The sequence below is a fragment of the Pseudomonas sp. PL-6 genome (assembly GCF_054110165.1).
Genome location: NZ_CM134189.1, coordinates 1,241,911 through 1,266,357, shown reverse-complemented (window position 1 = coordinate 1,266,357; position 24,447 = coordinate 1,241,911). Strand labels below are relative to the sequence as shown.

The following is a 24,447-nucleotide window of genomic DNA, read 5'->3' as shown; positions in this document are numbered from 1 at the left end:
CCTCGGGAGTCCGGGCACCTTACCCAGGGCGCGGGCCCGGATTTACGCGAGATACGTTGTCATACAACCTTAATCAAAAGAGACGAAGGGTGCGCGTGTCCAGCCGTTTCTCACCTTGTTCGCTCGCTGGCCGCCGGCGGCACGGTGTCGATCGCCGCGCTGTTCGTCGCCGGCATCGGCCCGGGCCTGCTGCTCAGTTTCACCATGGCCGCGCTATGCCTGCTGTTCGCGCGCAAGCGCAACTACCCCAAGGGCGAGGTGATTCCGCTGCGCCAGGCGCTGAAGATCTGCGTCGAGGCGCTGTGGGGCCTGATGACCATGGTGATCATCCTCGGCGGCATCCTCAGCGGCGTGTTCACCGCCACCGAGTCGGCCGCGGTGGCGGTGGTCTGGGCCTTCTTCGTGACCATGTCCATCTACCGCGACTACAAGTGGAGCGAACTGCCGAAGATGCTGCACCGCACGGTGCGCACCCTGTCGATCGTGATGATCCTGATCGCCTTCGCCGCCAGCTTCGACTACATCATGACCCTGATGCAGATTCCGTCGAAGATCACCACGGCCTTCCTGACCCTGTCGGACAACCGCTACGTGATCCTGATGTGCGTCAACTTCATGCTGCTGGCCCTGGGCACGCTGATGGACATGGCGCCGCTGATCCTGATTCTCACGCCGATCCTGCTGCCGGTGGTGACCTCCTTCGGCGTCGACCCGGTACACTTCGGCATGATCATGCTGGTCAGCCTGGGCATCGGCCTGATCACCCCGCCGGTGGGCGCGGTGCTGTTCGTCGGCGCCGCCATCGGCAAGGTCAGCATCGAGAGCACGGTGAAAGCACTGCTGCCGTTCTACGCCGCGCTGTTCGCGGTGCTGATGGCGGTCACCTACATCCCCGCCATCTCGCTGTGGCTGCCCAGCGTGGTGCCCTGAACCCGCGCCCGCCCCACTCCCGTCCTGCGGGAGCGGGGCCTGCCCCATTCACCCCGAGCCGCCGCCTGGCGGCTCTCGCTTTATAAGGACGTAACGCCCCGCCATGCCCGCCGCCCCGTTCCCCCGGCATATCGCCGCGCTGATCCTCGCCACCCTGGCCTGCTCCTTCGCCGGCAACCATATCGCCGCGCGTATCGCCTTCGACCACGACGCCGGCCTGCTGCTGGCGATCCTCTGCCGTTCTGGGGTGACCTTCCTGGTGCTCACCGCGCTGGTGCTGTGGCAACGCGACTCGCTGCGCCTGAGCCGTCAGACCTGGGGCTGGCAGCTGGTGCTGGGGCTGCTGATCGCTGTGCAGAGCTTCTGCATCTATTCGGCGGTGGCGCGCATCCCGGTGGGCCTGGCGCTGCTGGTGGTGAACCTCTCGCCGATCCTCCTGGCGCTGCTCACCTGGGCCCTCGGCGGCCCGCGACCGACCGGCCGCGCGGCGCTGATCATGGGCCTGATCCTGTTCGGCCTGGTGCTGGTGCTGGACGTGCCGGCGCGCCTGGCCGGTCAGGCCCAGCTCGACGTGCGCTGGATCGAAGGGGTGTCGTTCAGCCTCACCGCGGCAGCGGTATTCGCCGTGGCCCTGTGGGTCACCGAACATCGGCTGTCGGCGATGCCCGGGCGAGTGCGCAGCATGCTGACCATGGCCGTGGTGTTCAGCGCCTCGGCCATGGTCGGTGCCAGCGGCGCCCTGCCCGGCGGCCTGGGTCTGCCCGACGCGGTGGTCGGCTGGGTCGCCCTGGCCTGCCTGGTATTGCTCTACGGCACGGCGTTCTCGGTGCTGTTCATCTGCATGCCGCGCCTGGATATCGCGCGCAACGCGCCGGTGATGAACATGGAGCCGGTGGCCGGGATGCTGTTCGGCTGGCTGATTCTCGATCAGCTGCTCGGCGCCCTGCAGGTGGTCGGCGGGCTGATCGTGGTCGGCGGCATCGTCCTGCTGGCCTACCGCCGCTAGCCATGGCTCAGCCGTGCAGCGCCTCGGCCTCGGCGGCTTCATGAGCCTGACGCAGACGCTCACGGCTGTTGGTCAGGTGCAGGCGCATGGCGGCGCGCGCCGCCTCCGAGTCCTGGCGGGCGATGGCCTCGAAGATCTGCTCGTGTTCGCGCGCAAGGCGCGCCATGTAATGCGCCTGGTCGTCGCGCGCCAGGCTGGCGGAATTGACCCGGGTGCGCGGAATGATGCTGGTGCCCAGGTGACTCATGATGTCGGTGAAGTAGCGGTTGCCAGTGGCCTCGGCGATGCGCAGGTGGAACTGGAAATCCGACGACACCGCGTCGCTGGCGTGCGCCGCGCTCTCGTTGATCGCGTCCAGCGCCTCGCGGATGGCCTTCAGTTGCGCCTCGTTGCGGCGCTGCGCGGCCAGGCCGGCGGACTCCACTTCCAGGCTGATGCGAAATTCGAGAATCGCCAGCACGTCGCGCAGGGTGACGATGGTCGCCGGGTCGATGCGAAAGCCACTGGGGCTGGGGGTGTCGAGCACGAAGGTGCCGATGCCGTGGCGGGTTTCCACCAGACCGGCGGCCTGCAGCCGCGACAGCGCCTCGCGCACCACGGTGCGGCTGACGCCCTGCTCCTCCATGATCGCCGACTCGGTGGGCAGCTTCTCGCCGCGCTTGATTGCACCGTCGCGGATACGCTGCGACAGCTCGGCCACCAACTCCTGGGCCAGGCTACGGTGCTTGCGGCGGGCGCGGGGTTGGGCGTTGGGGGTTTCCATGGCAGGAGCGCTCTCGGCTGACGGCTAAGCCGCAATCATAGCCCAGCAGTTGTACGATGACGCTATGAATTCCCGACAAATAGCGACACCGGAGCGGCAGATGCCGACCACCTTGCTGACCCGGCACGACAGCCTGACCCGCCTGACCCTGGCCCCCGAACTGGGCGCCAGCCTGGTCAACTGGACCCGTTTGAGCGACGACTGGCCGCTGCTGCGCCACAGCGACGGGCAGGCGCTGGCGGCCAACACCGCGCACGAGGCGCTGCCGATCCACGGCAGCGCCTGGCAACAAACCTGGCAACTGGTTGATGCGACATCCGACAGCGCCACCCTGCAACTGGACAGCCTGCAGCCCTTCCCCTTACCGCGCGCGTCTGCGGGTGCGACTGGCGGACGGGCGCCTGAGCCTGCGCCTGCAGGCCACCCACCTCGGCGAGCGGCCGACCTGGTACGGCCTCGGCCTGCATCCCTATATCACCCGCACCGCACATACCCGCCTGCAAGCGCAGGCCTGGCAAGTATGGCTGTGCGACGCCGACAAACTCTCCACTCAACTGGCCGAGTTACCCGCGGCCTGAAACTTCGCCGAACTTGCCACCCTGCCGGCACAGACGCTGGACAATGCCTTTACTGGCTGGCCGGGCAGCGCGCTTATCGTACAGCCGGAGGCCGGCTATCAATTGCTCTGCCACGCCGAGGGCGCCGAGTTCTTCTTGCTGTATTGCCCGCAGGAGCAGAACTTCTTCTGTTTCGAGCCGGTCAGCCATCCGGTCAACGCCCACCACCTGCCGGGGCGCCCGGGCCTGCAACTGCTGACGCCGGGGCAAAGTTGCCGGCTGCAGTTCAGCCTGGAGTGCCAGGCGCTCGATAACTGAGCGCTGGACATTCGCCGACACTTCGCGATAATGGCGCGCAAGTTGCCTCTCGCAACTTCATTTATAAAAAGTTACATACACATAAGTAACTGAATAAGAACGGGAAACTTGCAAGCTCTGACACTTTGCAAAGTATTCGCCGAACGAAACCATCAGCAGCACCCTAGATTGATCCCTGACCGCAGCAGTGAAGCGGAGTGCTTCACGCGTCATGCGGGTCGATCGCCAGACCATATAGGTAAACCCAGTGACGAAAGACGAACTGCGCGCCGAACTCGAGCGCCAGGCGCAGCGTTACAAGGATGTATACGGCGGGGAAGTCATCACCTACGCCGCGCAGCCGGACCCCGACCGCAAACCTTGGCGCAAGAAACCAAGCCTGCTCGATCAGGCCTTCGATAAGGAAATCGAAAAGATCGAAAAAGAACGTCAGGACAAGCAAGACGCCGCCAGCGAATAGCGCCAGGCCCTCTGTCGAACTAGCGTTTCATCGCCGCTCAGCTATTACCGCGATCGCTCAGGCCTGTCCGGCGCCGGTAAAGGGTGGACCCGGCTTCGCCCTGTCCACCCTGCCCTCGCCGGCTAGCGTCTCTTGCCGCCCAGCAGCGACCCCATCAGCCCGCGCACCAGCTGCCGCCCGAGCTGGTTGGCCGCCTGGCGCAGCGCCGACTTCATCGCCCCGCCGAGCAGTTCGCCGGCCATCTGCCCCAGCCCCTGATCCGGTGCCGCGGCCTTCTGCCGTCCGCTCGGCTGGGCCGGCGCCTCGGCGCTGGCCTGGGCGGCGCGGGCGGTGAGCAGCTCGTAGGCCGATTCGCGGTCGACGGGTTTGTCGTAGCGCCCGGCCAACGGCGACTGACGCACCAGGGCGGCACGCTCGCTCTCGTTCAGCGGGCCGATGCGCGACTGCGGCGGGGCGATGGCCACGCGCTGCACCATGGCCGGCGTACCCTTTTCCTCCAGGGTGCCGACCAACGCCTCGCCGATGCCCAGCTCGGTCAGCACGCTCAGGCTGTCGAACGCCGGATTGGGGCGGAAACCGTCGGCCACCGCGCGCAGCGCCTTCTGCTCCTTGGCGGTGAAGGCGCGCAGGCCGTGCTGGATGCGCAGGCCGAGCTGGGCCAGCACGTCGTCCGGCAGGTCGCTGGGCGACTGGGTGACGAAGTACACCCCCACGCCCTTGGAGCGGATCAGCCGCACCACCTGCTCCAGGCGCTCCTGCAGCGCCTTGGGCGTACCCTGAAAGAGCAGGTGCGCCTCGTCGAAGAACAGCGCCAGCACCGGCTTGTCGGCGTCGCCACGTTCGGGCAGCTGCTCGAACAGCTCGGCCAGCAGCCACAGCAGGAAGGTCGCGTAGACCTTGGGCGCTTCGTGCACCAGGCGGCTGGCGTCGAGCAGATGAACCCGGCCGCGGCCGTCGCGATCGGGGTGCAGCAGGTCCTCGAGTTGCAGCGCCGGCTCGCCGAACAGCGCCTCGGCGCCCTGCTGCTCCAGGCTGGCCAGGCGCCGCAGCAGCGCCTGCGCCGAGGTGTTGGTGAACAGCGCGCTGTCCTCGCCGAGCACCTGCGGGTTGTCCTTGAGGTGGCCGAGCAGCGCCTTGAGGTCCTTCAGATCGAGCAGCAGCAAACCCTCGCGATCGGCCACCTTGAACGCGGCGTAGAGCGCCGCCTGCTGGCTGTCGGTCAGTTCCAGCAGGGCGCCGAGCAGCAGCGGGCCCATCTCGCTCAAGGTGGTGCGCAGCGGGTGGCCGCTCTGCCCGTGCACGTCCCACAGGCACAGCGGATAGGCCTGCGGCCGGTGCTGCAGCCAGGCCATGCTGGCGATGCGCTCGGCGACCTTGCCCTGCGGCGCACCGGCGGCGCCGAGGCCGCACAGGTCGCCCTTGACGTCGGCGGCGAACACCGCCACGCCGGCGTCGCTGAAGGTCTCGATCAGGCGCTGCAGGGTCACCGTCTTGCCGGTGCCGGTGGCGCCGGCGATCAGGCCGTGACGGTTGGCCAGGCGCAACGGCTGGCCGACGGGCTGGCCATCGCTGCCGGCGCCCAGTACGAACTGCGAAATCAAAGGCATCTTTGCCATCCCCTGGGTTAAAGCTTTACTGCAGGTATGCCGACATAGGCATCAGACCAAAGGCGAATTGCCTTCGCCACAATCTCCCACGAACCGCCCCACTGGCGGCTTCGTGGAACACAAGACTGGTTCCAGAGCCTTCCGGACGCAAGACAACATGACTAAAAACCTGCAGTTCAGCCACAAGATCCTGCTCGCAGCATCGCTGGTGGTGATAGTCGCCTTCTCCCTGTTCACCCTCTACAACGATTACCTGCAACGCAACGCCATCCGTGCGGACCTGGAGAGCTACCTGCATGAAATGGGCGATGTGACCGCCAGCAACATCCAGAACTGGCTGTCCGGGCGCATCCTCCTGGTGGAAAGCGCCGCCCAGTCGATCGTCAACGACAGCAGCGCGGATCGCGTGGTCAAGCTGCTGGAGCAGAAGGCGCTGACCTCCTCCTTCGCCTTCACCTACCTGGGCGCCGAGAACGGCGACTTCACCATGCGCCCGGACGAGAAAATGCCGGAGGGTTACGATCCACGCACGCGGCCCTGGTACAAGGACGCCCTGGCCGCCGGCGGCACGACCCTCACCGAGCCCTATGTCGACGCCGCCACCGGCGAGCTGATCATCACCATCGCCACGCCGGCCAGGCCGGCCGGGGTGGTCGGCGGCGACCTCAGCCTGCAGACCCTGGTCGACATCATCAATGCCCTGGATTTCGACGGCATCGGCTACGCCTTCCTGGTCAGCGCCGACGGCAAGATCCTGGTGCACCCGGACAAGAGCCTGGTGATGAAGAACCTCAAGGACATCTACCCGCAGAACACTCCGCGCATCAGCAGCGAGTTCAGCGAGGCGCAACAAGACGGCAACACCCGCATCCTCACCTTCACCCCGGTCAAGGGCCTGCCTTCGGTCAACTGGCACGTCGGCCTGTCCATCGACAAGGCCAAGGCCTACGCGATGCTCACCGAGTTCCGCGCCTCGGCCATAGTCGCCACCGTCATCGCCGTGGTGCTGATCATCGCCCTGCTCGGCGTGCTGATCCGCGTGCTGATGCAGCCGTTGAACGCCATGGGCAAGGCCATGCAGGACATCGCCCAGGGCGAGGGCGACCTGACCAAGCGCCTGGCGATCCAGTCCAACGACGAGTTCGGCGCCCTGGCGCGCGCCTTCAACCAGTTCGTCGAGCGCATCCACAGCTCGATCCGCGAGGTGTCCTCGGCCACCGTGCAGGTCAACGAGGTGGCCAAGCTGGTGGTCAACGCCTCCAACTCGTCGATGGCCAACTCCGACGAGCAGGCCAGCCGCACCAACAGCGTGGCCGCGGCGATCAACGAACTGGGCGCCGCCGCCCAGGAGATCGCGCGTAACGCCGCCGACGCCTCGACCCAGGCCTCCGACGCCCGCCATCAGGCCGAGGACGGCGGCAAGGTGGTGCAGCAGGCGATCTCCTCGATGAGCGAGCTGTCGGACAAGATCAGCGACGCCTGCGCCAAGATCGAGATGCTCAATGGCAAGACCGTGGACATCGGCCAGATTCTCGAGGTGATCAAGAGCATTTCCCAGCAGACCAACCTGCTGGCGCTCAACGCCGCCATCGAGGCGGCCCGCGCCGGCGAGGCCGGCCGTGGTTTCGCCGTGGTCGCCGACGAAGTGCGCAACCTGGCGCACCGTACCCAGGAGTCGGCGCAGGAAATCGAGAAGATGATCGAGGAACTGCAGATCGGCTCGCGCGAATCGGTCACCACCATGACCGAGAGCCAGCGCTACAGCGAGGAAAGCGTGGCGATCGCCAACCAGGCTGGCGAACGCCTGGGCACCGTCACCGCGCGCATCGGCGAGATCGACGGGATGAACCAGTCGGTGGCCACCGCCACCGAGGAGCAGACCTCGGTGATCGAGTCGCTGAACATGGACATCATCGAGATCAACACCCTCAACCAGGAGGGCGTGGAAAACCTGCAGGCCACCCTGCGCGCCTGCGGCGACCTGGAGCAACAGGCCGCGCGCCTCAAACAGCTGGTCGACAGCTTCCGCATCTGAGTACGCGAAACGAGACCAAGGGCGCCACGGCGCCCTGGATCGTTATGGCTCGGGCTCAGGCGGCGCCTGTTCCTGCAGCTGCCGCCACAGTTCGGCGGCCTCGGCGAACTCGGTGCCGTCGTCCTCGCTCAAGGCGTCCGGGTCGTAACGGCGCACGCAGCCCTCGCCCAGGGTCGGCGGCGCCTTGGATGTCGCCTTGTCCAGTGGATCGCTCATCAAGTCCTCCTCACTCAGAGCCTGTTCAAAGTCTCGCGAGCTAGAGCAATGCAAGGCGCTACGCTAGCAGCAGCCTTCGGCTGGTCAAAACAGGCGAGGAACGGTCGGAGTCGCGGGCGACTTTACGAGTTGTAAATGAGCATTCCAAGCCTGTTTTTAACGCAGCAGTACCGACGCGCAGCAGACTTTGAACAGGCTCTAACCGGCTTCCAGCTTGCCCTGCTCATGCTGGGCGAACTCCTTGACCGCCCGCAGCACGTCGTGGCGGCTGATCTGGCCGATCAGGTGACCGTCCTCGACCACCGGCAGGCGCCGACGCCGACCGCGCAGGAAGCGCTCGGACAGCTCGATGATGTCCGCCTCCGGCGAGATGGTCTCGACCTCGGCGGTCATGTAGGCGCTGACGTTGCCGCCGATGGCCTCGTAGTAGGCGCCGGAGAGGATGCCGCGCAGGCAGTCGCCCTCCGACAGCAGGCCGATCAGGTGGCCCTGGGAATCGACCACCGGCGCCGCCGAGATACGGTGCTCCAGCAGGCGGTTGATGGCGGTGAACAGATCGGTATCCGACCTGAAGGTCACCAGATGGCGGGTCATGTAGTCCCGCACCTTGATGGACTTGAGCATGGGCGATCTCCTCTGGCGAGCATCGGTTCGGCCCACGGCGCAAGATCAGTCGAACACCACCGTCTTGTTGTCGTGCACCAGAACCCGGTCTTCCAAGTGATAGCGTAGCCCACGCGCCAGCACCATCTTCTCCACGTCCTTGCCCAGGCGCACCATTTCCTCGATATCGTCGCGGTGGGTGACGCGCACCACGTCCTGCTCGATGATCGGCCCGGCGTCCAACTCCTCGGTCACGTAGTGCGAGGTGGCGCCGATCAGCTTGACCCCGCGCAGCGAGGCCTGGTGGTAGGGCTTGGCGCCGACGAACGACGGCAGGAAGCTGTGGTGGATGTTGATCACCCGCTGCGCGTACTCGGCGCACAGTGCCGGCGGCAGGATCTGCATGTAGCGCGCCAGGACGATAACGTCGGCCTGGTGCTGCTTGACCAGGCGTTCCACCTCGGCGAAGGCCGGCGCCTTGTCCTGCGCATCGACCGGCACATGGAAGTAGGGGATGCCGTGCCACTCGACCATGCTGCGCAGGTCGTCGTGGTTGGAGAGCACGCAGGGAATGGCGCAGTCGAGCTCGTCGCTGTGCCAGCGGTGCAGCAGGTCGGCCAGGCAGTGCGACTCGCGGCTGGCCATCAGCACCACGCGCTTCTTCTGCGCCGAGTCGGTGATGCGCCACTCCATGGAGAATTCGCGGGCAATCGGCGCGAAGGCCTGCTGGAAGCCCTCCAGCTCGAACGGCAGGGAATCGGCGCGAATCTCGTGCCGCATGAAGAACCAGCCGCTCTGGGTATCGGAATGATGACTCGCTTCGGTGATCCAGCCGTTGTAGGTCGCCAGGAAACTACTGACCTTGGCGACGATGCCGACGCGATCCGGGCAGGCGATGACCAGTCTGAACGTGCGCATATACAAAACCCCAATGACGGCGCAAAAGTCGGCCATTCTAGCGACAAGCCGGGGAAACTGCAGTAGCGCGGAGGGCTGGGCACCCGTGGCAACCCCTGGCCGGCGCGGAAAAATATCGACGCGGCGGAAAAACAGGCAACTTCGGCCAGCGCGGAAATACCCGGTTTAAATTAAAGCCCGTGGTTACAAAACCTTGCAGTGCGCCGCGGCTATTTTCTCCGACACTGTTTACTTGTTATAAGTGCGTGACTATTATTGCCTCACTGCTCACTTTTTAAACCTATTCACGCCAAGGTAAAGTCCATGTCGCTGATCAATGAATACCGCGCCACCGAAGAAGCCATCAAGGAGCTGCAAGAGCGCCTGAAGAACCTGTCGCAAGACGACAAGCTGAAAAAGGAACTGGAATTCGAAGGCAAGTTGCGCACCCTGATGGGCGAATATCAGAAGTCCCTGCGCGACATCATTGCCCTGCTCGACCCGGAAGCCAAGGTCGGCAAGGCCCCGCGTGCCGGCAAGCCAGTTGCCACCAAGCGCGCGCGCAAGGTCAAGCAGTACAAGAACCCGCACAGCGGCGAAGTGATCGAAACCAAAGGCGGCAACCACAAGACCCTGAAAGAGTGGAAAGCCAAGTGGGGCGCCGACGTCGTCGAAGGTTGGGCCACCCTGCTCGGCTAAGCCTCGCGCAATACCCGAAAACGCCAGCCCTGCTGGCGTTTTTTATTGCCGTTATTTTGCCGCGGGATGACCGGCGCAATTGTTGCCGGCAACTCGTCCGGCGCCCCGCAAGTTTGCCGCGCGGGCCACGGCCAACGCCCAGCCGGCAATTGCCACAGGGCAACTCGCCAGCGCGCCCGGACAAACAAGCGCCGGCCGCCGCCACCCCGCTCGATATGCCCGCGCACAATTGGGCTATGCCCCGTTGCCGACGGCGCGGCTAATTTATCCCGTAGCGCGCCTGCACATCCTCCGCATACGCCTGCCATTGCTGCAGAAGTTGCACTTGGCTCGGCGTGCAGTTGCCGCGCAATTCATCCAGCGCCTGACGAAACTGCCCCAGGGTATTGGGTGCGCCGAACTCGGCGGCACTCAGACGCTGGCGGCAGAACTCCTGCCAGCGTTGCCGCTCGGCCGGCGACAGGCTGTCCGGAAAGTTGCGTGCGCGATAGCGGAACAGCAACTCCGGCAGACGCGCGTCGTCGAACGGCCAGTCCTGGTTGGCCAGCGCCTCGGGCTCGGCACGGCGCACCTGCTCGCACAGGCGGCGGTCGCGGTCGCCGATAAAACCCTCGTACAGCTGCTGCTCGGGGTCGCCGCTGGCGGCGAAGGCCTCCTCGCGATAGATGGTTGCCAGCTTGTCCTGCCACAGCGCCTGCGCCGCCTGCAGCGCCTCGGCGTGGCGCTGGCACTGCGTCCAGTCCAGCTGCAGGCGCTGACGATCCTGCTCGCGCAGCACCGACAGCGGCGCCACCACCGGGCAGCGGTTGATATGCAGCAGCTTCAGCGGCACCGGCGCCTCGCCCTCGGCCAGCTCCTCACGCCGGGTGTACAGGCGGCTGCGCAGGGTCTCGGCATCCAGCTCCAGCAACGGCGCCGGGTCGGCCTGCAGGTCGCAAACGATCAGCGCGTTGCGATTGCGCGGGTGCCAGGCCAGCGGCAGCACCGGCGCCAGGTAATGACGCGCCGCGGAGAAACGCCCGGACACATGCAGCAGCGGCTGCAGCAGACGGATCTGATCCAGCACCCGCTGCTTGCTGCGCAACTGATAGAGGAAGTCGTACAGCCGCGGCTGGCGCTCGCGCAGCAGGCGCGCCAGGCCGATGGTGGCGCGCACGTCGGACAGCGCGTCGTGGGCCTGACCATGGTCGATGCCGTTGGCCTGGGTCAGGCGTTCCAGCTTGAGGGTCACGCGGCCGTCTTCCTCCGGCCACTCGATGCCCTCCGGGCGCAGGGCGTAGGCGGTGCGCACCAGGTCGATCAGGTCCCAGCGGCTGTTGCCGCCCTGCCATTCGCGGGCGTAGGGATCGAAGAAGTTGCGATAGAGGCTGTAACGGGTGACCTCGTCGTCGAAGCGCAGGCTGTTGTAGCCGGCGCCGCAGGTGCCCGGCGCGGACAGCGCGGCATGCACCCGGGCGACGAACTCGCCCTCGTCCAGCCCCAGTTGCTGCAGGCGCTGCGGGTCGATGCCGGTGACCAGGCAGGCGGCCGGGTGCGGCAGGATGTCGTCGCTGGGCCGACAGTAGAGGTTCAGCGGCTCGCCGATCTCGTTGAGCGCCTCGTCGGTGCGGATGCCGGCCACCTGCAGCGGACGGTCGCAGCGCGGATTGATGCCGGTGGTCTCGTAGTCGTACCAGAAGATGCTGGAAGTCACGCGCGTATCCCCAGTGCACAGTGGCCAGGCAGTCTATCATTCATGCTCAGGCGCGCCGCCGCCGGCAAAGCATGAACCAGCGCACAGCCGCTGCATGCCCGCCCAGGCGCCGCTTGTAGGCCAAATGCCAGTACCCCTAGCATGTGCCACCTCCCCCACTCTACGTACAAGGACGCCGCCATGAGTGACGCTACCACCCCCAATCCCTATGCCGCCCCCGTCAGCGACCTGCAGCAGCCGCTCGGCGACCAGGCGCCGAGCATCGAAGAAGCGCTGGCCCGCGGCTACGACTTCAGCATCGGCGCACTGATCGGCGAGGCCTGGGCCAAGGTCAAAGGCACCAAGGGCATCATCATCGGCGGCTTCCTGGTGTTCTACCTGGTGCTGCTGGCCGCCACCTTCATCCTCGGCGGCATAGTCGGCGTGTTCGGCGCCCTCAGCGACAACCTGGTCGCGGTGGTGGTCGGCGAGGTGCTGGTGTCGCTGCTGGCCTCCGCCCTGGCCTATCCCTTCATGGCCGGGATCAACATGGTCGGCATCCGCCGCGCCGCCGACCAGCCGATCAGCTTCAACGAAATCTTCAGCCACTTCGGCCGCACCGTGCCGCTGATCATCACCGCCGTGGTGATGATGCTGCTGATCTACCTCGGCATGCTCCTGCTGCTGCTCCCCGGCATCTACCTGGCGGTGGCCTATCTGCTGGCGATTCCGCTGGTGGTGGAGCGCGGCCTGTCGCCCTGGCAGGCGCTGGAGGCCTCGCGCAAGGCCATCAGCCAGCACTGGTTCAAGGTCTTCGGCCTGTTCCTGCTGCTCGGCGTGATCGTGATCCTCAGCGCCATCCCGCTGGGTATCGGCCTGGTCTGGAGCATCCCGCTGATGGTCGTGGCCATGGGCGTGCTCTACCGCACCATCTTCGGCGTGCTGCCCGCCGCCCAGTAAGCCGTTATGCCGGGCCGAGCCATCGGCCCGGTTGCGTTCGTGGCCCGCTGCTCGCTAGCATCGGGCTTTCCCTGATGCAGTCCGCCGATGCCCTCACGCTCAAGCGCCAGCCTCCCGCAGCACCAGCCGCCCCTGGACACCCGCTACCAGGTGGAGACGCCGGAGGGCATCGACCTGCAATTGCGCCCCGCCGGCCTGGTGCCGCGTGCCCTGGCGTTCGCCATCGACCTGGCGATCCGCGGACTGATCCTGGCGGTTATGTTCATCGTCCTCGGCCTGCTCGGTCAGTTCGGCATGGGCCTGGGCACCATCCTGCTGTTTCTCGTCACCTGGTGGTACATGGTGCTGTTCGAGGTGCTCAACCAGGGCCGCTCGCCCGGCAAGCAGCTGCTCGGCCTGCGCGTGGTACACGACGACGGCACGCCCATCGGCTGGGCCGCCTCGCTGACACGCAACCTGCTGCGCTTCGTCGACATCCTGCCGTTCGGCTACAGCCTGGGCATTCTCAGCTGCCTCAACCATCCGGCGTTCAAGCGCCTCGGCGATATCGCCGCCGGCACCCTGGTGGTCTACCGCGACGCCGCACCGGCGCGCCCATCGCTGCCGGAGGCCGAGCCCCTGCCGACGCCCTTCCCGCTCAGCCTGGCCGAGCAACGCGCGCTGCTCGGCTTCGCCGAACGCGGCGCCCAGCTGTCGGCCGCGCGCCGCGCCGAGCTGGCCGCCCTGCTCGCCGAACCGCTGCAGGTGCCGGCGGAGCACGCCGAGGCGCGCCTGAACGGCATCGCCCGCGGCCTGCTGGGGAGCGCGCCATGAAGCAGAGCCTGTTCGAAAGCCGCCACCAGGCCGACTGGGACGCCTTCGCTGCGCAGCTCGACGCCCTCGAGCGAGGCAAGGCCGAGGCGCAGGCCGGCAGCCGCTTCGCCGCCGACTATCGCCGGCTGTGCCAGCACCTGGCCCTGGCCGAGGCGCGCGGCTACAGCAGCCACCTGATCGAGCAGCTGCAGCAGCTGGCGATGCGCGGCCACCAGCAGTTCTACCGCCACCGCAGCCACCTCGGCGCCCAGCTGATCCGCTTCCTGTTCGGCGGCTTCCCCCGCCTGGTGCGCAACGAATGGCGCAGCGTGTGCGTCGCCAGCCTGCTGTTCTTCGGCAGCCTGGCGTTGATGGGCGGTCTGACCTACCTCTACCCGGAGCTGATCTACAGCCTGGTCAGCCCCGAGCAGGTCGGCGAGATGGAGAAAATGTACGACCCCGACGCGCGGCGCCTCGGCCGCTTCGGCGAGCGCGACGCCGGCGACGACTGGGTGATGTTCGGCTTCTACATCATGAACAACATCGGCATCGCCTTTCAGACCTTCGCCAGCGGCCTGCTGCTGGGCCTGGGCAGCCTGTTCTTCCTGTTGTTCAACGGTCTGATGATCGGCGCGGTGGCCGGCCATCTGACCCGCATCGGCTACAGCGAAACCTTCTGGTCCTTCGTCGTCGGCCACGGCGCCTTCGAGCTGACCGCCATCGCCCTGGCCGGCGCCGCCGGCTTCAAGCTCGGCTGGGCGCTGCTCGCCCCCGGCCGCCTGCCGCGCGGCGAGGCGCTGCGCCTGGCCGCGGGCACCGCGGTGCAGCTGGTCGCCGGGGTGATCCTGTTCCTCCTGCTGGCGGCCTTTATCGAGGCCTTCTGGTCGTCCACCACCTTCGCCAGCCCGACCATCAAGTACGCGGTCGGCGCCGGGCTGTGGGCGCTGGTGCTGGGCTACCTGCTGCTGGCCGGACGGAGGCAGCATGCGCCTGACTGAAGCCAGCGTCGCCATCCGCCCGCGCACCGCCTGGGAAGCCATCGACCTCGGCGTGCTGCTCGCCCGCCGCCACGCCGGCCTGCTGATGGCCAGCTGGGCTCTGCTCACCCTGCCGCTGTTCGCCCTGCTCTGCGCGCTGCTCTGGCAGTACCCGGGCTGGGCGATCTTCCTGTTCTGGTGGCTCAAGCCGGCGTACGAGCGGCTGCCGCTGTACATCCTATCGCAGGCGCTGTTCGGCAACGTGCCGACGCTGAAGCAGGCCCTGCGCGCCCTGCCGCGGCTGCTCGGGCCGCAATTGCTGGCCAGCCTGACCTGGCGCCGGCTGAGCCCGACGCGCAGCTTCGACCTGCCGGTGCTGCAGCTCGAAGGCCTGGCCGGCCAGGCGCGCAGCCAGCGCCTGATCGTCCTCGGCCAGCGCGACGGCGCCGCCGCCACCTGGCTGACCCTGGTCGGCATGCACCTGGAAATCGCCCTGTGGATGGGCCTGGCCGCGCTGTTCTACCTGATGCTGCCGCAGCAGATCGAACTGAACTGGAGCTGGGAAACCCTGATCGCCGCCAGCAGCGGCCAGTGGCTGTGGCTGGAGCACCTGTCCAACCTGCTTTACGTGCTGCTGCTGATCGTCTGGGAGCCGGTCTATGTCGCCTGCGGCTTCAGCCTCTACCTCAACCGGCGCACCGCCCTGGAGGCCTGGGACATCGAGCTGAGCTTCCGGCGCCTGCGCCAGCGCCTGACCGGTAGCGCCTACGCCCTGCTGCTCGGCTGCGCCCTGCTGCTGAGCCAGCTGCCCGGCGCCGCCTGGGCCGACTCGGCGCCGACGGCCAGCGCGCCGTTCGACCCGCAGGGCCCGGATGCGCCGCGCCTGCTGCAGCAGCCGCTGACCAGCCAGGCGGCGCGCGCCGGCATCGAGGCGCTGCTCGACGAGCCGCCGTTCGAGCACCGCGAAACCGTCACCCGCTGGCGCTTCGGCGAGGAAAAACCGGCGCAGGAGGCCGATCCCGAGGACCTGGAAGCCCTGCTGGAGATGCTCAAGAACCTGCTCAAGCTCGGCGAATGGTGGAAGAGCCTGGATATAGTCGCGCAGGTCTTCGAGGCGCTGCTGTGGGCCGCCCTGGTCGCCCTGCTGGTATTCGTCCTGTGGCGCTACCGCGAGTGGCTGCAGACCTTCGGCGAGCGCCTCGGCCTGCCGAGTCGGCGCCGGCTGCAGCCACCGGATCAGCTGTTCGGCCTGGAGCTGGCGCCGGAGAGCCTGCCCGAGGACGTCGCCAGCGCGGCCGAACGGCTCTGGGCCGAGCAGCCGCGCGCCGCCCTCGGCCTGCTCTATCGTGCCCTGCTCAGCCGCCTGCTGCACGAACACCGGCTGCCGCTGAAACAGGCGCACACCGAGGGCGAGGTGCTGCAACTGGTCGAGACCCTGCAGCAGCAGGAGCTGTCCGCCTACAGCCGCCAGCTCACCGGCCACTGGCAGGCCCTGGCCTACGGTCACCGCCTGCCGCCCGAGGCGCTGCGCCAGGGCCTGTGCCAGGGCTGGCGCGAGCTGTTCGGCCAGGAGCGCCCGGCATGACGCGGCGCGCCGGCTTCATCCTGAGCATGGCCCTGCTGCTGGGCCTGGGCCTGCTCGCCAGCTACCTGCTGGGCAAGCTCGAAGCCTACGAAGACGAAGTCGAGCACGGCCCGGCCCCCGAGGTCGCCAGCAGCCCCTATCTCGCCGCCGAACACTTCCTGCGCCGGCAGGGCATCGCCGCGCGCCGCGCCGACGGCCTGGAAGTGCTTGCCGGCCTGCCCAGCCAGGGCCAGACCCTGATGCTGCTGGCCGATCGCGGCAACATGACCCCGCGCCAAGTCGAGCGCCTGCTGCAGTGGACGGCGGGCGGTGGCCATCTGCTGTTCGTCGCCGAACGCCTGTGGGACGAGGAGGAAGGCAAGAGCGGCGACCTGCTGCTCGACCTGCTCGGCATCCAGCAGTACATGAGCGAGGAGCTGGACGAGGAGGAAGCGGCCGCGGACGACGAGGAGACTGGCGACGGCGAGCCCTATCCGCAGCTGACCAAGCTCTACCTGGAAAACGAGCAGGCGCCGGCCTATATCGCCTTCGACACCGCCTTCCACCTCTATGACGCGCAGAATCGCGCCCACGCCTGGGCCAACAGCGATGCCGCCACCCACCTGCTGCAGCTGTATCACGGCGACGGCCTGATCACCGTGCTCAGCGATCCTTGGATCTGGCAGAACCGCAACATCGACCAGTACGACCATGCCTGGCTGCTCTGGTACCTCGGCCAAGACAGCGCGGTGACCCTGCTCTACCGCGCCGAGCGCGACGACCTGGCCCGCCTGCTGCTGCGCCACTTCCCGCTGGCGCTGGTGCTGCTGGCGCTGCTGCTCGGTGCCGCGCTGTGGCACCTCGGCATGCGCCACGGCCCGCTGCTCGCCCCCGCCAGCCGCGCCCGCCGCCAGCTGGAGGAGCACCTGCGTGCCAGCGCCGACTTCCTCCTCCGCCGCAGCGGCCAGCAGGCCCTGCTGCAGGGTCTGCAACAGGACATCAAGCGCCGTGCGCGGCGCCGTCATCCCGGCTTCGACAAACTCGGCGTGGCCGAACAGTGGCAGGTGCTCGGTCGCCTGACCCGCCTACCGGCCAGGGACATCAGCCAGGCCATGCGCCCGCTGCCGCCGCAACGCCTCTCCGCCAGCGACTTCACCCGCCAGGTCGCCCACCTGCAAAGCCTCAGGAATGCCCTATGACGAGCGAACAGACGCCAGATACCGAAAACCTGTCGGCCAGCGAAGCCCCGGCCGCCACCCCGAGCAACCCGCAGGCGCAGCAGCGCCAGCGCGCCAGCGCCCTGGCCCAGGCCCTGCGCGCCGAGCTGCGCAAGGCGGTGATCGGCCAGGGCGCGGTGATCGACGACGTGCTCACCGCGCTGATCGCCGGCGGCCACGTGCTGGTCGAAGGCGTTCCCGGCCTCGGCAAGACCCTGCTGGTGCGCGCCCTGGCGCGCTGCTTCGGCGGCGAGTTCGCGCGCATCCAGTTCACCCCCGACCTGATGCCCAGCGACGTCACCGGTCACGCCGTGTACGACCTCGCCAGCGAGCAGTTCAAGCTGCGCAAGGGCCCGGTGTTCACCAACCTGCTGCTGGCCGACGAGATCAACCGCGCCCCGGCCAAGACCCAGGCCGCGCTGCTGGAAGTGATGCAGGAACGCCAGGTGACCCTGGAAGGCCGCGCGTTGGCGGTGCCGCTGCCCTTTATGGTGCTGGCGACGCAAAACCCCATCGAGCAGGAAGGCACCTACCCGCTGCCGGAGGCCGAGCTGGACCGTTTCATGCTCAAGCTGCGCATGGACTACCCGGCGCCGGACGAAGAGCTGAGCATGGTGCGCCAGGTGACCCGCTCGGCCAAGGCCGACATGCTCGAGGTCAGCCCGCTGCGCACCCTGCTGCAGGCCAAGGACGTGCTGGCGCTGCAGAAGATCGCCAGCGACCTGGCGCTGGACGACCAGGTGCTCGACTACGCCGTGCGCCTGGCCCGCGCCACCCGCAGCTGGCCGGGGCTGGCCATGGGCGCCGGGCCGCGCGCCTCGATCGCCCTGGTGCGCGGCGCCCGCGCCCGCGCCCTGCTGCGCGGTGGCGATTTCGTCCTGCCCGACGACATCAAGGGCTGCGCCCTGGCCGTGCTGCGCCACCGCGTGCGCCTGGCACCGGAGCTGGACATCGAGGGCCTGTCGGTGGACCAGGTGCTGCAACAGCTGCTCGACCAGGTGCCGGCGCCGCGCCTATGAAACCCTCGCGCCTGCTCCTCGGGCTGCTCGGCGGCCTGTCCGTCGTCGCCGTACTGCTCGGCGCCCTGCCCCTGCTCGGCGTGCGCCTGGCCGCCAGCCTGATGCCGCTGGCCTGGGGCCTGCTGCTGGCCCTGCTGCTGGTCGCCGCGGTCGATGCGCTGTGGCTGCGTCGCCTGCCCTCGCCGCGCCTCGAACGCGCGCTGCCGGGCAACCTGCCGCTGGGGCGCTGGAGCGAGGTGCAACTGACCGCCCACCACGATTACGCCCAGGGCCTGGAGATCGAGGCGTTCGACCATGTGCCGGCGGGCATGGCCTTCGAACACCTGCCGCAGCGCATCGCCCTGCGCCCCGGCCAGCAGACGCGCTTCGCCTACCGCCTCAAGCCGCTGGTACGCGGACACTTCCACTTCCGGCACTGCGAGCTGACGCTGCCCAGCCCACTGCGCCTGTGGCAGGCCAGGCGCCTGCTGGCGTTGCCCGGCGAGAGCCGCGTCTACCCCGACTTCGCCCGCCTCTACGGCGCCCAGCTGAAGGCGGTGGACGACTGGCTCAGTCAGCTCGGCGTGCGCCAGCGCCCGCGTCGCGGCCTCGGCCTGGAGTTCCACCAGCTGCGCGAATTCCGCGACGGCGACAGCCTGCGCCAGATCGACTGGAAGGCCACCGCGCGCAAGCGCACCCCCATCGCCCGCGAATACCAGGACGAGCGCGACCAGCAGATCGTCTTCCTGCTCGACTGCGGACGGCGCATGCGCAGCCAGGACGACGAGCTGTCACACTTCGACCACGCCCTCAACGCCTGCCTGCTGCTCAGCTACGTGGCGCTGCGCCAGGGCGACGCGGTGGGCCTGGCCACCTTCGCCGGCGGCCAGCCGCGCTACCTGGCGCCGGTCAAGGGCCCGGTCCAGCTCAACGTGCTGCTCAATGCCGTCTACGACCTGCACGCCAGCCAGCAGCCGGCCGATTTCGCCGCTGCCGCCGACGCCCTGCTCGCCCGCCAGCGCCGCCGCGCCCTGGTGGTGCTGGTGACCAACCTGCGTGACGAGGACGACCAGGAACTGCTCGCCGCGGTCAAGCGCCTGTCGCGCCAGCACCGCGTGCTGATCGCCAGCCTGCGCGAGGAAGTGCTCGATCGCCTGCGTCAGGAGCCGGTGCAGCAGTTCGAGCAGGCCCTGGCCTACTGCGGCACCCTGGATTACCTCAACGCCCGCGCCGACCTGCACGAACGCCTGGCCGCCCACGACGTGCCGGTACTCGACGCCCGCCCCGGCGAGCTGGGCCCCGAACTGGTCAGCAACTACCTGGCCTGGAAGAAAGCCGGTGCGCTGTAGGGGGACATGGCGAAGCCTTGTCCTCCAGGCGAGCCCCGGGTACCGCTACGCTCGACCCAGGCCACGCGCTGACAGAAGCGCGGCACAGGGCCCTGGCACCGGCTTTTCCACACAGTTGCTGCGTGGTTATGCCCGGGGGGCGGTGCTATGATCCCCGGTCTGCGGCGCAAGGAGTGGAAATTCCCGCCGCTTGCAGGCCACCCGCGCCTGCTGTTCCGGCCGCCCGTGATCGGCCCATGCGCATACCGCACACGACCTGAGTAGGAGATAGACCATGGCTTTCGAATTGCCGCCGCTGCCTTACGAAAAGAACGCCCTCGAGCCGCACATTTCCGCCGAGACCCTGGAATACCACCACGGCAAGCACCACAACACCTACGTGGTGAACCTGAACAACCTGGTGCCGGGCACCGAGTTCGAAGGCAAGACCCTGGAAGAGATCGTCAAGACCTCCTCGGGCGGCATCTTCAACAACGCCGCGCAGATCTGGAACCACACCTTCTACTGGAACTGCCTGTCGCCCAACGGCGGCGGTCAGCCGACCGGCGCCCTGGCCGACGCCATCAACGCTGCCTTCGGTTCCTTCGACAAGTTCAAGGAAGAGTTCAGCAAGGTTTCCATCGGCACCTTCGGTTCCGGCTGGGGCTGGCTGGTGAAGAAGGCCGACGGTTCCCTGGCCCTGGCCAGCACCATCGGCGCCGGCTGCCCGCTGACCAGCGGCGACACCCCGCTGCTGACCTGCGACGTCTGGGAACACGCCTACTACATCGACTACCGCAACCTGCGTCCGAAGTACGTCGAGGCGTTCTGGAACCTGGTCAACTGGGACTTCGTCGCCCAGAACTACGCGGCCTGAGTTCAAGCCCCGTAACGAAAAACCCGGCCTCGGCCGGGTTTTTCGTTTTCGGCGCGGCGAACGGCGCTCAAGTCCGCAGCCGGCGCACCGACACAGTGCTAGACGCCTGCTACACCGGCAGGCTGCGCGCCGTCGAGAAAAAACTGCTGGCCCGCATGATGGCCCTTTGACGGCCAGGGCGAGATTGCCAATACTCTGATCCGACTGACGCTGGGCGCACAGAACAAGGAATCGCCTTTGAAGCTGGAACTGAAGAACAGCCTGTCACTCAAGTTGCTCCGCGTGGTGCTGCTCTCGGCGCTGGCAGTCGGGGTGGTTTTAAGCTGCGCGCAGATCGTCTTCGACGCTTACAAGACCCGCCAGGCAGTGGCCAACGACGCCCAGCGCATCCTCGGCATGTTCCGCGACCCCTCGACCCAGGCGGTGTACAGCCTGGATCGCGAGATGGGCATGCAGGTCATCGAGGGCCTGTTCCAGCACGAATCGGTGCGCTACGCCAGCATCGGCCACCCCAACGAACCCATGCTGGCGGAGAAATCCCGCGAGCTGACCCAGCTGCCGACGCGCTGGATGACCGACCCGATCCTCGGCCAGGAGCAGCACTTCTCCACCAAGCTGGTCGGTCGCGGGCCCTACAGCGAATACTACGGCGACCTCAACATCACCCTGGATACCGCGCCCTACGGCCAGAGCTTCGTCACCAACTCGGTGATCATCTTCATCTCCGGCGTGCTGCGCGCCCTGGCCATGGGCCTGGTGCTGTACCTGGTCTACCACTGGCTGCTGACCAAGCCACTGTCGAAGATCATCGAGCACCTGACCCACATCAACCCCGACCGCCCCAGCGAACACAAGCTGCCCATGCTCAGGGGCAACGAGAAGAACGAGCTGGGCCTGTGGATCAACACCGCCAACCAGCTGCTGGCCTCCATCGAGCGCAACACCCACCTGCGCCGCGAGGCGGAGAACAGCCTGCTGCGCATGGCCCAGTACGACTTCCTCACCGGCCTGCCCAATCGCCAGCAGCTGCAGCAGCAGCTCGACCAGATCCTCGAGGACGCCGGCCGTCTGCAACGCCGCGTCGCCGTGCTGTGCGTCGGCCTGGACGACTTCAAGGGCATCAACGAGCAGTTCAGCTACCAGAGCGGCGACCAGCTGCTGCTGGCCCTGTCCGATCGCCTGCGCAGCCATAGCGGCCGCCTCGGCGCGCTGGCCCGCCTCGGCGGCGACCAGTTCGCCCTGGTCCAGGCCGATATCGAACAACCCTACGAGGCCGCCGAGCTGGCGCAGAGCGTGCTCGACGACCTGGAGCAGCCGTTCCTCCTCGACCAGCAGGAAGTGCAGCTGCGCGCCACCATCGGCATCACCCTGTTCCCCGAGGACGGCGACAGCACCGAGAAGCTGCTGCAGAAGGCCGAGCAGACCATGACCCTGGCCAAGAGCCGCTCGCGCAACCGCTACCAGTTCTATATCGCCAGCGTCGACAGCGAGATGCGCCGCCGCCGCGAACTGGAAAAGGATCTGCGCGAGGCGCTGGCGCAGAACCAGCTGCACCTGGTCTACCAGCCGCAGGTGGACTACCGCGACCACCGCGTGGTCGGCGTCGAGGCGCTGCTGCGCTGGCAGCACCCGCAACACGGCTTCGTCGCGCCGGACCTGTTCATCCCGCTGGCCGAACAGAACGGCACCATCATCCCCATCGGCGAATGGGTGCTCGACCAGACCTGCCGCCAGCTGCGCGAGTGGCACGACCAGGGTTTCAGCGACCTGCGCATGGCCATCAACCTGTCCACCGTACAGTTGCACCACGCCGAGCTGCCGCGAGTGGTCAACAACCTGATGCAGGTCTACCGCCTGCCGGCCAAGAGCCTGGAGTTGGAAGTCACCGAGACCGGCCTGATGGAAGACATCAGCACCGCCGCCCAGCACCTGCTCAGCCTGCGCCGCTCCGGCGCCTTGATCGCCATCGACGACTTCGGTACCGGCTACTCCTCGCTGAGCTATCTGAAGAGCCTGCCGCTGGACAAGATCAAGATCGACAAGAGCTTCGTCCAGGACCTGCTGGAAGACGAGGACGACGCCACCATCGTTCGCGCCATCATCCAGCTCGGCAAGAGCTTGGGCATGCAGGTGATCGCCGAGGGCGTGGAGACCGCCGAGCAGGAGGCCTACATCATCGCCCAGGGCTGCCACGAGGGGCAGGGCTACCTGTACAGCAAGCCGCTGCCAGCGCGCGAACTGACCCTGTTCCTCAAGCAGGCCCGCCGCTTAAGCGCCGCCGCCGGTAACCCCGCCACGCTTTAAAGGGGCAAGCCCACCTCGATGGCGGGCTCGCTGCCCTGGGCCTCAGAAATGCCGAACGCCCAGCAGCCAGGCAGTGGCTAAAGCGCCGACCAGGCACAGCGCCGCGCCGGCCGCGGCCTGCCAGTAGAAGCCGCGGGCCAACTCGTCTTCGCCGGCATTGGCAAGGATGAAGGGACGCGCCTCGCCCGGCTTGGCCATCTTGTGCCGCGCCGGCTCGGCGCTGCTGCGCCGGTGCCTGTGCTCCGCCTCCAGCTGCGCGGCCAGGCGCACGCGGCCCCACTCGCGCTCGTCCAGCTCGCCGTTGCCATCGCTATCGAAACGCTGCAGCAGCCCGGCATAGTCGCCCTTCCACTCGCGGATCACCTGGCCCTGCGCGCCGTGCAGGTCGAGGCCCTGCTGGCCGCCGCCGGTGGTGCGGAAATCGCCGATGGCATAGAGCGGCTGGCCGACGTGAAAACGCTCCTCGCAGTAGCGGTAACGCTTGCCGCTGCTGAGAAAGCCCAGCAGCCCGGTCTTCGCCGGCCCCAGCGGGTGACGCAGGTTGCCCTGCCAGACCTCGCGCACCAGCGGGCGCACCTCGGCGCCGCGCGGGTCGATCAGGCATTCGCCGGTACCGTCGACCAGGCGCAGCCAGGCATCGCTGCTGCCACTCTCGATCACCCGCCAGCTGCGCTTCTTGCCACTGGATTTGTACTCCTCGATGCGAAAGCGCCACCACAGGCAGGGTTTACCGGTCAGCGGGCCGCGCACCGCCGCCTCGGGCAGCTCCTCCAGCACGCCGTAGAGTTCGACATAGCCCTGCGCCGCCGAGCGGATCTTCGAGGTCGGCGTGTCCAACAGATGGCGCGCCTGCGACCAGCGCCGCAGACACCACCAGCCACCGCCCAGGCAGGCGCCCAGGCTGAATCCCAGGGCGACCAGCAGGCCGCCGATATCGCCTTCCATCGCCTCAGCTGAACAGCGATTTGAGGTCGACGTCGGCCTTCTCGGCGTCGCTGAACACCAGCAGCTCGGCGGCCTGGAAGGCGAACAGGCGGGCCAGGATCACGTCGGGGAACTGCTCGATGCGCACGTTGTTGAGGTTGACCGCCTCGTTGTACAGCTCGCGGCGGTCGGCGATGCCGTTCTCCAGGCCGCTGATGCGCTGCTGCAGGTGCTGGAAGCTGTCGTTGGCCTTGAGCTCCGGGTAGTTCTCGGCCAGTGCGAAGAGCTGGCCGAGGCCGGCGCGCAGGCCGCTTTCCGCCTTGCCCAGGGCGCCGACGTCGTGCTGCTCGCGGGCGCTGGCCACGGCGCTGCGCGCGGCGATCACCCGCTCCAGGGTGGCGCCCTCGTACTGCATGTACTGCTTGCAGGTCTCCACCAGCTTGGGCAGCTCGTCGTGGCGCTGCTTGAGCAGCACGTCGATGTTCGACCAGGCCTTGCTCACCCCATGCTTGAGGCGCACCAGGCCGTTGTACAGCGACACCGCGTAGGCGCCGAGCAGGACGAGGACGACGATCAGGATCACGGCGGTCAGGCTCATGCAGTTTTCTCCATGCAGAACTGCGAATCGGTGCCGGCATTCTAGCGGCAGCGCCGCCCGGCGGCAGCGATATCCCGCACAGCGACGCATAATGGCCTTTACACATAATGGGAAACATTTGCATTATGTTGCAGTTTTACAGGTA

21 protein-coding genes and 2 pseudogenes are annotated in these 24,447 nt (G+C 67.5%); 15 read left to right on the top strand and 8 right to left on the bottom strand.

The window, feature by feature from the left end; translation table 11 throughout:
• Window positions 1–120: 120 nt before the first annotated feature.
• Both ACW9UL_RS05700 and ACW9UL_RS05695 read left to right on the top strand, forming a co-directional pair.
• Window positions 121–930, top strand: a pseudogene (locus tag ACW9UL_RS05700) (TRAP transporter large permease); the annotation flags it as partial.
• A gap of 103 nt (window positions 931–1,033) precedes the next feature.
• Complete coding sequence (locus tag ACW9UL_RS05695; protein WP_457789437.1) at window positions 1,034–1,936, top strand: EamA family transporter; 903 nt, start codon at window positions 1,034–1,036, stop codon at window positions 1,934–1,936.
• Between the two features lie 7 nt (window positions 1,937–1,943).
• Here the strand turns inward: ACW9UL_RS05695 and ACW9UL_RS05690 are convergent, their stop codons facing one another.
• A complete protein-coding gene (locus ACW9UL_RS05690; RefSeq protein WP_397485782.1) occupies window positions 1,944–2,699 on the bottom strand; it encodes a FadR/GntR family transcriptional regulator in 756 nt (251 codons plus the stop codon).
• Between the two features lie 100 nt (window positions 2,700–2,799).
• Between ACW9UL_RS05690 and ACW9UL_RS05685 the strand changes: the two are divergent.
• Both ACW9UL_RS05685 and ACW9UL_RS05680 read left to right on the top strand, forming a co-directional pair.
• Window positions 2,800–3,574, top strand: a pseudogene (locus ACW9UL_RS05685) (aldose 1-epimerase).
• Window positions 3,575–3,821: 247 nt separating this feature from the next.
• Window positions 3,822–4,034 (top strand): hypothetical protein, encoded by a 213-nt coding sequence (locus tag ACW9UL_RS05680; protein WP_122107604.1) that lies wholly within the window; start codon window positions 3,822–3,824, stop codon window positions 4,032–4,034.
• A gap of 122 nt (window positions 4,035–4,156) precedes the next feature.
• On the opposite strand, the gene ACW9UL_RS05675 is transcribed toward ACW9UL_RS05680, so the two are convergent.
• A complete protein-coding gene (locus ACW9UL_RS05675) occupies window positions 4,157–5,641 on the bottom strand; it encodes a helicase HerA-like domain-containing protein (protein WP_397496264.1) in 1,485 nt (494 codons plus the stop codon).
• A gap of 157 nt (window positions 5,642–5,798) precedes the next feature.
• Here ACW9UL_RS05675 and ACW9UL_RS05670 point away from each other — a divergent pair, with 157 nt between their 5' ends.
• Entirely contained in the window at window positions 5,799–7,676 is a 1,878-nt protein-coding gene (locus ACW9UL_RS05670) for a methyl-accepting chemotaxis protein (RefSeq protein ID WP_457789434.1), read from the top strand.
• Between the two features lie 42 nt (window positions 7,677–7,718).
• Here ACW9UL_RS05670 and ACW9UL_RS05665 read toward each other — a convergent pair whose 3' ends face one another.
• From ACW9UL_RS05665 to purU, 3 genes are all read right to left on the bottom strand, one after another.
• Window positions 7,719–7,892, bottom strand: a complete 174-nt coding sequence (locus ACW9UL_RS05665) for a hypothetical protein (protein ID WP_021442681.1) — start codon at window positions 7,890–7,892, stop codon at window positions 7,719–7,721.
• Between the two features lie 198 nt (window positions 7,893–8,090).
• Window positions 8,091–8,516, bottom strand: coding sequence for a CBS domain-containing protein (locus tag ACW9UL_RS05660; protein WP_021442680.1), 426 nt, complete (start codon window positions 8,514–8,516; stop codon window positions 8,091–8,093).
• A 45-nt stretch (window positions 8,517–8,561) separates the two neighbouring features.
• The gene (purU, locus tag ACW9UL_RS05655) at window positions 8,562–9,413 is read right to left on the bottom strand and encodes a formyltetrahydrofolate deformylase (RefSeq protein WP_457789432.1); all 852 of its coding nucleotides are present in this window, start codon (window positions 9,411–9,413) and stop codon (window positions 8,562–8,564) included.
• Window positions 9,414–9,716: 303 nt separating this feature from the next.
• On the opposite strand from purU, the gene mvaT reads away from it, so the two are divergent.
• Window positions 9,717–10,091 carry a histone-like nucleoid-structuring protein MvaT gene (gene mvaT / locus ACW9UL_RS05650; protein WP_021442678.1) on the top strand — a complete coding sequence of 125 codons (375 nt, stop codon included), beginning with the start codon at window positions 9,717–9,719 and terminating at the stop codon, window positions 10,089–10,091.
• Window positions 10,092–10,350: 259 nt separating this feature from the next.
• Here the strand turns inward: mvaT and sbcB are convergent, their stop codons facing one another.
• Entirely contained in the window at window positions 10,351–11,784 is a 1,434-nt protein-coding gene (gene sbcB / locus ACW9UL_RS05645; RefSeq protein WP_457789430.1) for an exodeoxyribonuclease I, read from the bottom strand.
• 180 nt (window positions 11,785–11,964) lie between these two features.
• Between sbcB and ACW9UL_RS05640 the strand changes: the two genes are divergently transcribed.
• The 9 genes from ACW9UL_RS05640 to ACW9UL_RS05600 all read left to right on the top strand — a co-directional run bounded on the left by ACW9UL_RS05640 (window position 11,965) and on the right by ACW9UL_RS05600 (window position 22,780).
• Window positions 11,965–12,723 carry a hypothetical protein gene (locus ACW9UL_RS05640; protein ID WP_021442676.1) on the top strand — a complete coding sequence of 253 codons (759 nt, stop codon included), beginning with the start codon at window positions 11,965–11,967 and terminating at the stop codon, window positions 12,721–12,723.
• A gap of 87 nt (window positions 12,724–12,810) precedes the next feature.
• Entirely contained in the window at window positions 12,811–13,536 is a 726-nt protein-coding gene (locus tag ACW9UL_RS05635) for an RDD family protein (protein WP_457789428.1), read from the top strand.
• Window positions 13,533–14,513, top strand: a complete 981-nt coding sequence (locus ACW9UL_RS05630; RefSeq protein ID WP_457789426.1) for a stage II sporulation protein M — start codon at window positions 13,533–13,535, stop codon at window positions 14,511–14,513. Before ACW9UL_RS05635 ends, ACW9UL_RS05630 begins: the two co-directional genes overlap by 4 nt.
• Entirely contained in the window at window positions 14,500–16,077 is a 1,578-nt protein-coding gene (locus ACW9UL_RS05625; protein ID WP_457789424.1) for a DUF4129 domain-containing protein, read from the top strand. The genes ACW9UL_RS05630 and ACW9UL_RS05625 overlap by 14 nt, the downstream gene beginning before the upstream one ends.
• Window positions 16,074–17,255, top strand: coding sequence for a DUF4350 domain-containing protein (locus ACW9UL_RS05620; protein ID WP_397496259.1), 1,182 nt, complete (start codon window positions 16,074–16,076; stop codon window positions 17,253–17,255). Before ACW9UL_RS05625 ends, ACW9UL_RS05620 begins: the two co-directional genes overlap by 4 nt.
• Window positions 17,252–18,292, top strand: coding sequence for an AAA family ATPase (locus ACW9UL_RS05615; RefSeq protein WP_397496258.1), 1,041 nt, complete (start codon window positions 17,252–17,254; stop codon window positions 18,290–18,292). The genes ACW9UL_RS05620 and ACW9UL_RS05615 overlap by 4 nt, the downstream gene beginning before the upstream one ends.
• Window positions 18,289–19,620: a DUF58 domain-containing protein gene (locus ACW9UL_RS05610; RefSeq protein WP_457789422.1), complete on the top strand. Its 1,332-nt coding sequence runs from the start codon at window positions 18,289–18,291 to the stop codon at window positions 19,618–19,620. Before ACW9UL_RS05615 ends, ACW9UL_RS05610 begins: the two co-directional genes overlap by 4 nt.
• A 274-nt stretch (window positions 19,621–19,894) precedes the next feature.
• The gene (sodB, locus tag ACW9UL_RS05605) at window positions 19,895–20,476 is read left to right on the top strand and encodes a superoxide dismutase [Fe] (protein ID WP_021443757.1); all 582 of its coding nucleotides are present in this window, start codon (window positions 19,895–19,897) and stop codon (window positions 20,474–20,476) included.
• A 237-nt stretch (window positions 20,477–20,713) separates the two neighbouring features.
• Window positions 20,714–22,780, top strand: a complete 2,067-nt coding sequence (locus ACW9UL_RS05600) for a putative bifunctional diguanylate cyclase/phosphodiesterase (protein ID WP_122107614.1) — start codon at window positions 20,714–20,716, stop codon at window positions 22,778–22,780.
• A 42-nt stretch (window positions 22,781–22,822) separates the two neighbouring features.
• Here ACW9UL_RS05600 and ACW9UL_RS05595 read toward each other — a convergent pair whose 3' ends face one another.
• On the bottom strand, window positions 22,823–23,725 hold the full coding sequence (locus ACW9UL_RS05595; RefSeq protein ID WP_021443759.1) for a GIDE domain-containing protein: 903 nt from the start codon (window positions 23,723–23,725) through the stop codon (window positions 22,823–22,825).
• A 4-nt stretch (window positions 23,726–23,729) separates the two neighbouring features.
• Window positions 23,730–24,302, bottom strand: coding sequence for a LemA family protein (locus ACW9UL_RS05590; protein ID WP_122107615.1), 573 nt, complete (start codon window positions 24,300–24,302; stop codon window positions 23,730–23,732).
• Window positions 24,303–24,447: the final 145 nt, after the last annotated feature.